The 12,737-nt window shown below is 68.0% G+C and carries 10 protein-coding genes; 4 read left to right on the forward strand and 6 right to left on the reverse strand.

The window, feature by feature from the left end; translation table 11 throughout:
• The first annotated feature begins 376 nt into the window (after positions 1 to 376).
• Positions 377 to 811, forward strand: coding sequence for an SH3 domain-containing protein (locus ACIQ8J_RS31480; RefSeq protein WP_403277904.1), 435 nt, complete (start codon positions 377 to 379; stop codon positions 809 to 811).
• Between the two features lie 552 nt (positions 812 to 1,363).
• Here the strand turns inward: ACIQ8J_RS31480 and ACIQ8J_RS31485 are convergent.
• Both ACIQ8J_RS31485 and ACIQ8J_RS31490 read right to left on the reverse strand, forming a co-directional pair.
• A complete protein-coding gene (locus ACIQ8J_RS31485) occupies positions 1,364 to 1,894 on the reverse strand; it encodes a hypothetical protein (RefSeq protein WP_403277905.1) in 531 nt (176 codons plus the stop codon).
• Between the two features lie 244 nt (positions 1,895 to 2,138).
• Positions 2,139 to 2,498, reverse strand: coding sequence for a DUF664 domain-containing protein (locus tag ACIQ8J_RS31490; RefSeq protein WP_403277906.1), 360 nt, complete (start codon positions 2,496 to 2,498; stop codon positions 2,139 to 2,141).
• Between the two features lie 1,232 nt (positions 2,499 to 3,730).
• Here ACIQ8J_RS31490 and ACIQ8J_RS31495 point away from each other — a divergent pair.
• The gene (locus ACIQ8J_RS31495; protein ID WP_403277907.1) at positions 3,731 to 4,303 is read left to right on the forward strand and encodes a hypothetical protein; all 573 of its coding nucleotides are present in this window, start codon (positions 3,731 to 3,733) and stop codon (positions 4,301 to 4,303) included.
• A gap of 79 nt (positions 4,304 to 4,382) precedes the next feature.
• On the opposite strand, the gene ACIQ8J_RS31500 is transcribed toward ACIQ8J_RS31495, so the two are convergent.
• The 4 genes from ACIQ8J_RS31500 to ACIQ8J_RS31515 all read right to left on the reverse strand — a co-directional run bounded on the left by ACIQ8J_RS31500 (position 4,383) and on the right by ACIQ8J_RS31515 (position 8,273).
• Positions 4,383 to 4,700 carry a hypothetical protein gene (locus tag ACIQ8J_RS31500; RefSeq protein WP_403277908.1) on the reverse strand — a complete coding sequence of 106 codons (318 nt, stop codon included), beginning with the start codon at positions 4,698 to 4,700 and terminating at the stop codon, positions 4,383 to 4,385.
• A gap of 60 nt (positions 4,701 to 4,760) precedes the next feature.
• On the reverse strand, positions 4,761 to 6,014 hold the full coding sequence (locus ACIQ8J_RS31505; protein WP_403277909.1) for an alpha/beta hydrolase: 1,254 nt from the start codon (positions 6,012 to 6,014) through the stop codon (positions 4,761 to 4,763).
• A 290-nt stretch (positions 6,015 to 6,304) separates the two neighbouring features.
• Positions 6,305 to 7,837, reverse strand: a complete 1,533-nt coding sequence (locus ACIQ8J_RS31510; protein WP_403277910.1) for an FG-GAP-like repeat-containing protein — start codon at positions 7,835 to 7,837, stop codon at positions 6,305 to 6,307.
• A gap of 82 nt (positions 7,838 to 7,919) precedes the next feature.
• Positions 7,920 to 8,273, reverse strand: coding sequence for a hypothetical protein (locus ACIQ8J_RS31515; RefSeq protein WP_403277912.1), 354 nt, complete (start codon positions 8,271 to 8,273; stop codon positions 7,920 to 7,922).
• Positions 8,274 to 8,891: 618 nt separating this feature from the next.
• On the opposite strand from ACIQ8J_RS31515, the gene ACIQ8J_RS31520 reads away from it, so the two are divergent.
• Both ACIQ8J_RS31520 and ACIQ8J_RS31525 read left to right on the forward strand, forming a co-directional pair.
• Positions 8,892 to 12,137 (forward strand): ALF repeat-containing protein, encoded by a 3,246-nt coding sequence (locus ACIQ8J_RS31520; protein WP_403277913.1) that lies wholly within the window; start codon positions 8,892 to 8,894, stop codon positions 12,135 to 12,137.
• A gap of 9 nt (positions 12,138 to 12,146) precedes the next feature.
• Positions 12,147 to 12,395 carry a hypothetical protein gene (locus ACIQ8J_RS31525; protein WP_403277914.1) on the forward strand — a complete coding sequence of 83 codons (249 nt, stop codon included), beginning with the start codon at positions 12,147 to 12,149 and terminating at the stop codon, positions 12,393 to 12,395.
• Positions 12,396 to 12,737 lie beyond the last annotated feature (342 nt).

A 12,737-nucleotide genomic window follows, 5' to 3' on the forward strand; every position in this document is an offset into this window, starting at 1 on the left:
GCCTGCCTCCAGGCGGTGAAGCGGTCGGTCATCTCCAGTCGGCAGGTACGCAGAAATCCGAGCCGTCCAGCAAGCCTGGGCCCGGGTAGGACTCACTCACGCAGCGTGATCACATCAGGGCCGCCACAACCGCGAAATTCGAGCACGGACCGTCCTCGTGCGCTTCAGCGAAAGGCCGGGTGTCGGCGAGGAGTTGCAGATCGCGTTCCGCAGGGGCCCTGGGACACAACTCTCACACCCCCGGTGCTGCGGTCGCAGTTGTCACGTTGACGTGTCTGGTGTCTGGTGTCTGGTGTCTGGTGTCCGGAGTCCGGAGTCCGGCACGGAAGAACGGTCTCGCCGGGCACGGTCAGCCGAAGCGGTGGAGCGCTGCCGAATGAAGATCATGGATGGGCTGCAAGGGAAAGACTGGCGGCGTCCTCGGCCTGAGTTGGCTGAGATGCTTTGGAAGGAGTGTCCGTTGTCCCGTTGCCACGTCTCACTGCCCGTGATGGGCTTGCTTGCTGCCCCGCTGGTGGCGTTGTCCGTTCCTGCGGTCGCTGCCGTGCCGCAGTATGCGGCTCCCGGGCGTACGGCCGGTGCGGGCTTCTGCCGGATTGCCGGTTCTTCGGCGACCGTCCGTGCCGAGCCCCGCACGAATGCGACGGCTCTGGGCACTGCGTCCATGGGGGAGGCGTGTGTTGCCTATGGCTGGGTGCATGGCGACGGTGTGTGGGTGAAGGTCACGTTGGACCGCACTGGTGTCACGGGCTATGTGCTCTCGTCGCTGGTGGCCTGGGGCAAAGAGGATTTGACCGCGACCGGCCGGTGATCGTGTTGCATGACCGACTGCGTGGTGGTTGCTACTTGGAGTCTGCCGCCGGGGTGGTCAGCCGGTAGGTGCGTGGTGTGTCGCTCGCCTGCTCGGCGATCTGCTGCTTGACGAGGGTGGTCAGGCAGTTGGCGATGGGTGCGGCAAGAGCCGCACCCGTCGAGTATCAGGCCGCCGACCACCGGTGCCGAGGCCTCCGCCTGCGCGCGATGACCTCGGTCAGCCGGGCGGTGCAGTCTGAGATTCGCTGGCATCGGTGAGCAGAGTCGGCAGCAGCCCGTCGCTGCTCAGTTCGCGGGTACGCGAGTGCGGTGTGAGCCTGGAAGCATGGGGTGGGCTTCGTGGACGACGGTCAACGTTGTTGCCGGACGGGGACGGGGCGTGCACGGTGGAAGCCGGCGTGATCACAGGCGAACTCGCCGTGCACACCACTTGGAGCGACGGCGAAGCTCACGTTGCCATCCAGTACCACGGGGATCACCTCAGTCGCGTACCGAACCCAACTCGACGGCCGGGTGCGCCCAGGGCCCGCAAAGGCCCAGCGGCCGGAGGTCAGCTCAGACCGACGGCGGACAGCGCGGTGGTCCAGTCGGTGGCGATGGCCTGCTGTGCCGGAGCGAGCTGAACCGTCCCCGCGCAGACCGCTTGATACAGCTTGTATTCCACGGTGTCCTTGTCGCTCGCTGTGTAGCCACCGACCGCGTAGCGCGGCTGCGGCCACAGGTTTTGTGGGCTGCGCGGGTTACCGCCGAGGGAGAGCGGGATCAGGTGGTCTTCCTCGTAGTCGGCGGTGTTCGTGTCGCTGTAGCCGTACTCGCCGATCTGCTGCACCTTCAGTGCGTTGGTGTAGCTGACGGGCGGACGAATGGAAGAGCTGTAGCCGGAGACGCAGATCGTGTCGTTGATGGTGTCCTGCGTGACATCCGGGTTGAGCGCGCCGGGCTGGCAGGAGGAGTCCTGCAACGGCAGGTAGCCCTGCGAGCAGGAAGTGGCGGCGTGCGCGGTACCGGTACCGGCAATCGCGACTCCGGCGACGAGGATCAAGGAGGAGGCGGCGACGGCTAGTTGGCGCAGACGAGGCATGGGGGGGGCTCCGTTGGTCGAGGCTTCCCCGGCAACTACCGGGGTGACATTAACATGACAACATTCAACGGTCTATGCGGGTAGACCTCGGCGGTGAACTCCTCATGACCAATGCGTAACCATGCCCAGGCTCTGACATCGGCTTGGCAAATCCCTTACTGCGCCGCCCAGTTACTCAGGTCGAACCCGCGATGTCGGCGGTTGGGGCGGTGCGGTGATCAAGCAGGTCTTGGCCGGGCGGCACTCACCAGCCGTGGGTACCGTCGGTCAACTCGCGTAGCAGGTCGGCGTGTCCGGCGTGCCGGTGCGTCTCAGTCACCAGGTGGGTGATGGCCCAGCGCAGTGTGCAGTCGCTGTCGGCCTGGGTGCCAATGGAGTCCAGGTCCAGGGCGACGATGACCTGGTCGCTGGTGGCGCATGCCTCGCGGTAGCGGCTCACCAGGTCTGTCACTTCAGCATCGCCGGTGCGCCAGTCGCCGTCGGGGTCTTGAGGGCCGAACGGCATCGGAACGGTGCCGCCATCGAGCCGGTTGGCGAACCAGTCGTATTCGACGCAGGTCAGGTGGCTGAGGATACCGCCGTCGTTCACAACCTGTGCGGGCAAGGATTGCAGATGGGTCAGGGCCCCGGCCGGCGGATGTCCGGCAGGGGCCCTGCTCGTGTCCGCTGGGGCGTCGGAACGGGCTGTCCGACGAGAGCGCCGCGGAACGGTTCTGCACGGGGTCCGGTGCCCGGCGGTGGCAGCATCAGCCGGACACTCGGGCCACCCGCCGGGCGCTGTCAGTATGAGTGATCGCCCCCTGGCCCGGGATGGTGGCTGCTACGGTGGGCCGTCCTTGGGTTTCTTCGCCAGCCCAACGGGCCCTGCACACACGACGGTTGCCAGCCAACCCGCAGCAACGCTCTGCCCGGCTCCACCCGACCGTGACATGCTGCGCTCGCCCCGGGGCAGGCGACCGGCCCTATGCCGGCGTGACGGAACGCTGCGTCCCGGGGCCACAGGCCCAGGTGCACCCCCAGGCCCTGTCGTCGAACTCCTGCCTGCCTCGCGACCCTCAGGGGCACCGTCCGTGCGGCGGTGGCCGAATTGCAGTCCCTCCTCTGCCCCTTCCTGCCCCTCTGGTGGCCTTCCCGCCCCCCTCTCGTGGCATTGGCGGCAGGTTTCGGCCAGGCGAACATTCCCAGTGGGGTGTTCTTCGGATTGGCCGGCGATGCCCGTCACGTTCGCTCTCGTCCACAACGCGTAGGAGTCAGGGGAGGCACATCATGGTGCGGGATTTGATGAACCGGCAGAGGCATACGGGTCGGGGAATGCGAGTCGGCGTAGGCGTGGCAGTGCTGGTGGGCGGACTCCTCCCACCGATGGTGGGCGCTGACAGCGCGGCTGCGCAGCCGAACCAGCAGACGAGCTTCACGAATCCCGGCAGCTACACCTTCACGGTTCCCGGCAGCCCCACTGACGTGAAAACCCTGACCATCAGAGTCTGGGGCGCCGGGGCCGGCGGGAGCGGCGGAGCAGGTGGTGGCGGCGGTGGCGGCGGGGGAGGCGGCGGCAACGCCCTTCTTGCGCTGGGCGGCGGCGGTGGTGGCGGGGGCGGTGGCGGCGGAGGAGCTGCCAGCGGCGGGGGTGGAGGCTCCGGCAGCTATGTGAAGTGCACCGACGTAGCTGTCGGTGGTGTGACCTTGACCGTTGTGGTGGGAGCGGGGGGAAGTGCCGGCGGCGCGGGGACCGGTGGCAATGGCGGCAGCGGCGGCAGCGGTGGCGGTCCCTTCGGCGGCGCTTCCGGCAGTGCAGGCAGCTCCAGCGTCCTCGGTGGAGCCGGCCAGGACAGCAGGGTGACCCTCGTCACGGGGGTGGACCTGGCCTTCGCCCCCGGCGGCACCGCCGGCACCAGGGCCGCGACCGGCGGCAGGAGCGGTTTCGGCGGCGCTCCCGGCGGGCTCGGCGGGGCCGGCGGGCTCGGCGGCGGCGGTGGGGGCGGCGGAACCATCACCGGTTCCGGCGGTACCGGCGGCCGAGTAGCACGCTGTGTGGTGATTCCCAATGACAGAGCGGACGGCAATGACGGTAGTGCCGGCGCCGTAGGCAACTCCGGTACGTCCGGCGGCAGTGGCGCGAGCCAATCGAGCGGCACGGGCGGGGCCGGTGGCAGTGGTGGTGCCGGCGGCAACGGCGGCAGCGGGGGGACCGGTGGCGCCGGCATTACCGCCGACGGGTTCACCTTCGGGGCCGGCGGCAGCGGTGGCGGTGGTGGCAAGGGTGGCGCCGGTGGGGCTGGTGGCGCCGGCGCCACCAGCGGCGGTGCTTCCGCCGCCAACGGGTCTGCCGGTAGTGCCGGGGACAACGGCGTGGCCGGAAACGTCGGCGGAAACGGGGCCGTCGTCATCGACGTGATGCCGGTTCCCTGACCCTGAGACCGGGTGTCCGCCCAAGCAGCCGCCACCCTCGAATCGCCGCTGATGCGGGCCTGACGTTTGACGACAACTCCTAGGACAGCCCGAAGTCGACCACCACCGCGTCGTCGTCCTCGGCCGCGCCCTCGTCGTGGGTGTCCCGCATGCGAGACAGGCTCTCCGGGGCCGCGCCGGTGACGGCCGCGCGGATCACGCCAGCCGCACGGGCGATGCCAAGCAGCCGGTACGCCTGCGCTCGGCTGATCCCGAACTCCGCCTCGCAGTACGCCGCCCACGACGGCTGCGCCAGAACAACCCGGACACGGGCCCCATGCGCGGCCCCCACCCGCTCGGCAAGCACCGCCACCGAACGCCGGACATCACCGATCGCCTCCCGGACACCGGCCGTCATCACGCGGGCCGCCGCCTCACTGCCGTCCGAATCGTCGGCGGGCTCGACGTCCCGCCCGGTTCACTTCGCGCCGGGCAGGCCGAACTGTTGGGACAGCCAGGGCAGGGCCTGGGTGAAGGCCGCCGCGCCGAACTGCCAGGTGTGCTGGCCCGGCTCCACGACGACCTGGGTGACGGCGCCGTCCTTGAGGGCCGCCCCGCTCAGCAGCCGGGCCTGCTCGATGTGCCGGCTCTCCTGGTCGCCGCTCTCGAACCAGCCCGAGACGTGCCGGTACTTGGCGTGGTGGGCCAGCACGGTCATCGGGTCGTGGGCGGACCAGGCCGTCGCGTCGCCGCCGTACAGCTCGCTGATGGTCCGCTGCTTGTCGCCGATGTTCGGCCCCATGTCACCGGAGATGTCCTCGAAGTGCGCGAAGACATCGGGGTGTTCGAGCGTCAGGTCCACCCCGCACGTGCCGCCCATCGACCAGCCGACCACACCCCACATGCGGGGGCTGGCGGCGGTGTGGAAGGTCTTCTCGACGTACGACGGAATGTCCTTGACCAGATGGTCCTCGGACCTGCCGTGCGGGCCGTTGACGCACTCGGTGTCCACCTTGAACCCGCCGGCGGCATCGGCGAAGACCAGGACCGGGGCGAAGCCGTGGTGCTTCTGCGCGTACGCGTCGGCGGTAGCGACAGCGTTTCCGGCCCGGGGCCAGTTGTCCGGCGAAGAGAACTCGCCGCCGATCATCTCCAGGACCGGAAGCTTGGGCCGGGTCTTGCTGCGGAACCACGCGGGCGGCAGGTACACCAGTTCCTGGCGCGGTCGGAACCCGCTCGGCGAAGGGATGCTCACCTCGACGATCCGGCCCGTCCTGGTCTTTCCCGTCACCATGCAGAGCTGGGCCAGGGTGATCTGGTTGGGCAGGGCGGAGTCGGCGAGTTCACCGATCGCGTCGTCCAGCGTCGGGTAGTAGCCTGTCGACTGGTTCAGCGCGTCGGCCGCCGAGAACAGGGCGAGCAGCATCGCGACCGGCGCCGCGAGCCGACGCCACCAGCGGGCGGTGCGCCAGCCCATGAACAGAGCGGCCACCGCGGTCACCGCGACGCCGGTCCAGATCCACAGCATCAACGGCAACGGGTCGGTGATCCCGGCCAGTTCGACCACTGCCAGCGCCAGGAGTGCGGTCAGCGCGCAGGATGCCACGATGACCAGCGGCGCCCGGCGGGAGCGCCATATTCGGTCGCGCCAGCCGATGGCGACGAGGCACGCCGCCGAGGTGGCGGCTTCGACGGTCCAGGGGAACCAACCGTCGATGAGTGAAACGTCCATGGTCGGAGCGTAGAGACGTTGGCCAAGGCTTCAAGCCCCGCAATGAAGTCGCCGGACGACCGTGCACGGACCGAAACAAACCCGTAGGTGCGGGCAGTGGTTTGCGTGCCCCGGCCCCTCGGCCGCCCCCGGGCTCCGCTCCGACGGCGCACGGCCTGCCACCGGATCAGAGAATCCCGAGCAGCCACCCCAGGGTTCTACCGAGCACGAGATCGCGCAGCTCGCCCTTGCCGGGTCCGGGGAACTCTCCGGGCCCGGCAACGGGTTGCCCATCTACCGAGGTGTGTGGGTCAGGCGAGCTGGAGCATGGTCTTCCAGCTGGTGCCGCCCCACATGGCGGTGCCGTTGGTGATGCCGCCCTGGCCGTCGCCCTTGTAGAGGTGGAGGGTGCCGTCGGCCCACACCGCCATCAGGTCGGCGATGCCGTCACCGTTGAAGTCGCCGGCTGTCAGGTGCCTGACCGTGTCCCAGGTGTTGCCGCCGACCGGGACCGGGACCTGGTTGCCGATCTGGCCGGTGCCGTCGCCCGGGTAATAGTGCAGGGTGCCGTCGAACCAGACCGCCATGAGGTCGGCGATGCCGTCACCGTTGAAGTCGCCGCCGGGCAGGAGCTTGACGGTGCCCCAGGTGTTGCCGCCGGTGTTCACCTTGACCTGGGGCTCAAGCTGACCGTCGCCCTTGCCCTTGTACAGGTGGAGGGTGCCGTCGTTCCAGACGGCCATGAGGTCGGCGATGCCGTCACCGTCGTAGTCACCGGCGGTGAGCTGCTTGACAGTGCCCCAGGTGTTGCCACCCTGAGTGACGGTGACACCGTCGGCGATCCTGCCCTTGCCGTCCCCCTTGTACAGGTGGAGGGTGCCGTCGCCCCAGATCGCCATGATGTCGGCGATGCCGTCGTTGGTGAAGTCGCCCTTGGCTATGTGCTTCATGGACTTCCACGAAGTGCCGCCCAACTGGGCGGTGTGCGTGCCGGCCAGGCCATTGGTCTTGTCACCGGGGTAGAGGTGCAGGGTGCCGTCACTCCAGATCCCGGCGAGGTCGGCGATGCCGTCGCCGGTGAAGTCGTCCTGGACGCGGAAGGCGGTCTTGCGGATCCAGGCGCTCAGGTCGTCCACGCGTACGTCTGCGGCGTTGGTGCGGGTCTCCTTCTCGTCGGTGCCAAGGCAGCCGCCCTGCCAGGAGCGGTTGTTGACGGCGACGAGTTCAGGGGTGCCGTTCTTGACGCGCAGGGCGGGGCCGCCGGCATCCCCCTGGCAGATCACGGCAGTGTCCGAACCGTTGAGGTTGACCGTGCTGCCGGTCACGGAGGCGACCGTGAAGGGGGCGGAGTGCAGCTTGTTGGGGACCCAATCGGTCTTGGTGCGGCCGAAGCCGGTGACCGTCAGCTGATCACCGGCGGCCGGGGCCGTGGTGGCGAGGTTGACCGGGGCGATGCCCAGTGCGCGGCGGGCGAGTTTGACCATCACCACGTTCCGGTCCGCGTGCGGCACCAGCTCGACCACCGCCAGCTCCGCCCCGCCCGTCTGAGTCAGGTCGCTCCGTCCCACGGTGACGGTGGCCTTGGAGGCAGGCTTGCCTGTCTGGACGGGCTTGCCGTCTTTGGCGAAGCAGTCCTTGGCGGTGAGCACCCACTGCGGGTCCACCAACACGCCCGAGCAGGCCTGCTGGTCGGCGACGGAGATCTTCGCGGTGAACGCGTATCCGTCCTCGGCCTCTGCGCCCTGCAAGGCGGTCGCGGGGGCGGCGGTGACAAGACCGCTCGTCAGGGTGGTGGCGGCGAGCAGACCTGTGGTCCACGCGGCGGGTGAACGCCTTCCAGGCATGTGTATTCCTTGATCGATGTTCATGGGTCTCGGGGTGTGCCGCGGGCGAACTTGGAGCGCTGGGCGGCTGGTGAGGCAGGCTCTACTTCCCGGTGACGATCTCTACGAGGACGTGGTCGCGCCCGGCCGGGTCGGTGGTCTCGCCGATGCCCTGCCACTTGTTCTTGGGGATGTCGTAGGACTTGGTCTTGTCGTCAACGGTCATCTCGACGTGCGCGGTGTGGTCCGTGGTCTGCACCCCGGTCACTGCGGGGACTTCGAGGCTGAGATACCCCTTGCCGCCCGTGACGCGGAAACAGAAATTGTCCCGGTCCCGGGCAATGAACTGCATCAGATTCGGTTCGCTGCCGCATTCGGCGAGCATGATGTGCCCGTCCCCTCGCTTCAGCTTCAGCCCCTTCTCCGCGAGGATCTTCGCCGAATCCGGATAGGACAAGTCCTCAACCGCGGAAGGCATTTCGACTGCCGCGGACCGTGCCGACACGGAGGGCGAGTCGGAGGAATCGGCCGCGCCGGCTATCCCGGCCGCCAGCAGGGGGGAACCTGCCAGCACGGGAACCAGAAGCTTCCATCGCATACGCATCACAGAGCGTCTCTCTTCCAGGGAGAACATGGGCATGAGGGAACCGCCCGCGTCAGCGGCCCTGATCAGGGCACTACTTGGGGACCGTTACTAGATCCTCATCGGATTCTCATGGGTAGCACCGCGCAGGGCAGAGCAGCAAACTTTTGACGCTGTGATCAATGTCCTTCGGGTGCATCTGGGGAGTGCCACCGCCTGGCGCACGGGACTAAAGTCCCGCCCTAATTCGCCATGGATTCAAGAGATTTGACGACTCGGGTTACGCGCGGCCGGACCGTCAGGGACTTAAGCCCTTGCTTTACTGTCGCTTTACATGTGGTGGGGTGTACCCCGTTGAACCGTGGTGCGGCTCGCGTCGGCACCCATATCCCCTCTGTTTCCTGGTGCGTTCAAGGATGGTGACCCCTCGTCGTGAAATGGCCGCGACAGCACATACGTACAACACTCCACGGCAGAGGCCGACTTGCTGCAATGACGGCGCTGGCCATGTCGGCGATCGTCTTCGGCACCACGGTCTCCCAGGCGGCTCCGGCTGAGCCGCCCTCCGCGGACGGCCGGGCACGGGCGGTCGAGGCGTGGATGGGCGGCGACGTGGGGGTGAAGAGGGCCGCCGCGAAGGCTCTGACCGGCAGCGAGGAGGACCTGCGGGCCTTCCTGGCCACGGGGCTGCACCGGGCAACCGTCGAGGACGCGCGGATCGCGATCCTCAAAATGTTGCCCACCTCGGGGAAGGGAGTTGTGGATGCCGGGCAGAAGGCTCTGTCCGGCAGCGACCAGGACGTCCTGGACTTCGTGAAGTCCGGCTTTGAAAGGCCGCTGCAGGACGACCGGCGTGTCGCGGTCCTGCAGGCGATGAACGAAGGGGGCAGGGGCGTCCAGCGAGCGGGCCAGAAGGCGCTGGATGACGGCAGTCCCAAGGCACTGGACGAGTTCCTGGGGAAGGGCTGGCCCAAAGCGGCCCACGAGGACAACCAGGTCACGGCCCTGGCTGTGATGAACTCCGGTGGTCCGGCGGTCCAGGAGGCCGGCCAGCGCGCGATGAGCGGCAGCCCACAGGATCTGGTCGCCTTCTTGGAGACGGGCCAGTACCTGGCGCAGGCACGCGACCAGGAACTGATGACCGTCACTCAGCTCGCGAAGGTCGCCACCGCAGCAGGCAAGGAAGCCAAGTCCGCCACGGACCAGGCCAAGGATGCTGCGGCCAGGGCGGACAAGGCGGCCTCTTTGGCGAAGGAATCAGCCGAGAAGGCCGCTAAGGAGACTGCCGACGCCAACGGCGACGCGGACAAGGCGGGAGCGGCCGCCGGCCGTGCTGCTGCCGCCGCCGAGGGTGCCGCAGCAGCCGCTCGCACTGCGGTCGATGCGTCCAACATCGCGGTATCCGCGGCCCGTACGGCTGCGCGGGCGGCCTCCAACGCGGCGGCTGCGGCCTCCGCGGCGGGTCAAGCTGCCACCAAGGCATACCAGTCGGCCAACGCTGCCATTCAGGACCGGAACAAGGCAGGCGATGCCCGCAGGGCCGCTGAGGTAGCACGCGATGCAGCGGCTGGGGCCAAGGACGCGGCAGCGGCTGCCTTGCGCGCTGCTGATGCCAGCGCTGAGGCGGGAAACTCGGCTGCGGCCGCCGCTCGGGCCGGGCAGAACGCTGCCGCGGCAGCTGAGGCTGCCGCCCAGGCGGGTCAACAGTCCGGGGTTGCCGCCGGCGAGGCCAAGCGCGCCCGCGAGGCTGCTGCTCAGGCGCGGGCTGCGGCGAGCCGGGCAACAAGTGCTGCCCAGCGCGCCCAGCGTCTCGCAGCCCAGGCTGCCACCGCCGCGCGGGAGGCTCACACCTTCGCCAACTCCTCAGCTGACCACGCAGCCGCTGCGGCCAAGGCGGCCGAGGACGCGGCAGCGCACGCGGGTGAGGCGGACGCCGAGGCGAAGAAGTCCACGGCATACGCCGAGGCCGCCCTGAAGGCAGCCGAGACGGCCGGCAACGCGACCAAGCAGGCGGAGGACGTAGACAAGATCGCACGGGAGGCCGAGCAGTACCGCCTGGACCAGGAGGAAGCGTCCGCCACTGAGGACGCCGAGCAGCTCAAGGCCCTTGACGCGGAAGGCGAGGCGGCCAAGGACTCTTTGCGGACTCAGGCAGCCCGAATGAGTGCCGAGACCAAGAAGTTCCTTGCCGACGCGGAGGAGAAGGTAAAAACGGACAAAGCCGCAGGCCTCACTCTTGCACGCAAGGCCGCCGTCAACCTGATGGGCAGCGACGGGTCCTGGACACGCAAGGCTGCCGGCAACGCCCTGTCCGGCAGTGACGTGGACATGCTCGCTTGGCTCAACTCCGGCCGGCTCACCGCACAGCAGGAGGACGACCGGGAAACGGCACTCCACATCGCCACCGTCGGTACACCCAAGACCGCTGCCGCCGCCCAGACCGCCCTCGCAGGCGACGCCCGAGCCGTAGAGGCGTTCCTGACCGATGGCGTCCTGGAAGGGCAGCTGGATGAATTCCGGGTTCAGACCCTGCGCCTCATGGAGGGGGCCGGCAAGGCGGTGAAGGCCGCCGGCACCGAAGCACTCAACGACGGCTCAGCCAAGGCTCTGCACACCTTCCTCACTGTCACGTACACGAAGGAGCGGGCCGACGACGACAAGGTCGAGACCCTGCGCATCATGGAAAAGGGTGGCCCTCAGGTCAAGGCCGCCGCCAGGATCGCCCTCGCAGGCCCCGCCTGGATGCCGACCGTCTTCGTTACACGGCTCCAGTACAAGGCCGCGCAAGCCGACCAGGACACCTACACCCACGTTGCGGCCGTCCGCACGCAGGTCAGCGCCGCAGCCAGAGCTACGGCCGAGGCGTTTGAGAACGCCAACACCGCTGCCGAAGTGGCCTCCTACGCTCGGGGCCGGGCCCAGGACGCCGCCAAGTACGCTGCCGCTGCCCAGAAGTCCGCCGAAGAAGCACAAGGGCACGCCGACCGCGCACAGCAGAGCGCTACCGACGCCGACAAGTCCGCGGCCGCAGCCGCCGCCTCAGCGAAGCTCGCGAAGGACGCCGCCGCCACCGCGCGCAAGGCCAGCAGGGCCGCCAACTACTCGGCAGCCCAGGCCACCAACTCGGCAGCCCAGGCCAGCAACTATGCCGACACTGCGTCTGCCGCCGCCGCCAAGGCCCGGCAGGCCGCCCTGGACGCCGGCAAGGACGCGACCGAAGCAAACCGAGCAGCCCAAGAAGCCCAAGCAACCGCCCTCGAAAAACGCCACCAAGAGCAGCGCTCCGAAGCCGAAGCTGCCCGCAAACAAACGGAAGAGAACGCCGCCAACAAGTACCGCCCGCAAGATGACCCCAAGAACGATCACGCTTCACAGTTCCCCTCGCACAGCAATGCGGGCATTCCTGACGGGGTACGCGACACCATCGGCTTCTTCAGCCTTCGCGGATTCTTCGACGGCGTCGCACTCGGAGTACTGGGACGTGGCGATGAATCCAAGGAAGCCTTCAAGGGATTCGTTGGGCCATTCTTCACCGGTCAGGTCGGAGGCTGGGTGAGCAATGGTATCCAGATAGGCCCGGCGACGGGCGTCATCGGCCGTGCCGGCGCCAGAGTCTTCGGATGGCCTGTTGCTTTCGGAGCCACCATCGTGGACTACCTGCTTCCAGAAGGAGGTCCAGTACGATACGTAGAGCCTGGTCCGCTTGGGCGTCCTCAGTCGAAGCCCCCCATATCCTGACGGTGCATCATGAAATCTGTTAGCAAATGGCTCGATTCACTGAAGGGTGGCGGATTCATCAAAGGATCCGCTGCCGGACTCAGTGAAATGTTCCTCGGCTGGCGATCGCTACTGCTCGGCTGTGGCGGAACCCTCCTCGGTTTCGTCGGCGCGATCACCAATAACGGAATAGGTACACGACTGGCACTCCTGGCAATCGGCATCGTTTCCCTCCCGCTTGCCATCGCGTCATGGAGATATATGAAGCGAAAAAACTAGCCTCGATCTTTCGTGACGGCCCGTCGGCTCATCCGGCGGGCCGTTTCGGCTTGTTCCGGTGATGATGGCCAGGTCGACGGCCCGACTGCCGCGTCGGGTGGGTGCCGGATTCCACAGTTCCGGAAGTGAGGTTTTCTCAGGGATCACTGAGCGCTTTCCAACCTCGCGGTGCCGACCGCGAGTTGGACACTCCTGCGTAACGACGAAGCTCCTGGTAGACGGGTTCTCGACCAAGATCACCCTGTCCGCCAGGAGTTTCAATGACGATGTCAAGCCGCCTGCGTGACCGGTGGGGCGGGGGTGAAGACCCGGTGGTCGCGCAGAAGTGCCCACAGGACTCCG

It is taken from the genome of Streptomyces sp. NPDC094147 (assembly GCF_044764265.1).
GTDB lineage: Bacteria > Actinomycetota > Actinomycetes > Streptomycetales > Streptomycetaceae > Streptomyces.

Excerpts from the sequence above, each read along its gene's own strand:
- ACIQ8J_RS31505 (WP_403277909.1), bottom strand. The coding sequence starts at position 6,014 with ATGGACGTTTCACTCATCGACGGTTGGTTCCCCTGGACCGTCGAAGCC.
- ACIQ8J_RS31485 (WP_403277905.1), bottom strand. The coding sequence starts at position 1,894 with ATGCCTCGTCTGCGCCAACTAGCCGTCGCCGCCTCCTCCTTGATCCTC.
- ACIQ8J_RS31520 (WP_403277913.1), top strand. The coding sequence starts at position 8,892 with ATGACGGCGCTGGCCATGTCGGCGATCGTCTTCGGCACCACGGTCTCC.
- ACIQ8J_RS31510 (WP_403277910.1), bottom strand. The coding sequence starts at position 7,837 with ATGCCTGGAAGGCGTTCACCCGCCGCGTGGACCACAGGTCTGCTCGCC.
- ACIQ8J_RS31525 (WP_403277914.1), top strand. The coding sequence starts at position 12,147 with ATGAAATCTGTTAGCAAATGGCTCGATTCACTGAAGGGTGGCGGATTC.
- ACIQ8J_RS31500 (WP_403277908.1), bottom strand. The coding sequence starts at position 4,700 with ATGACGGCCGGTGTCCGGGAGGCGATCGGTGATGTCCGGCGTTCGGTG.
- ACIQ8J_RS31480 (WP_403277904.1), top strand. The coding sequence starts at position 377 with ATGAAGATCATGGATGGGCTGCAAGGGAAAGACTGGCGGCGTCCTCGG.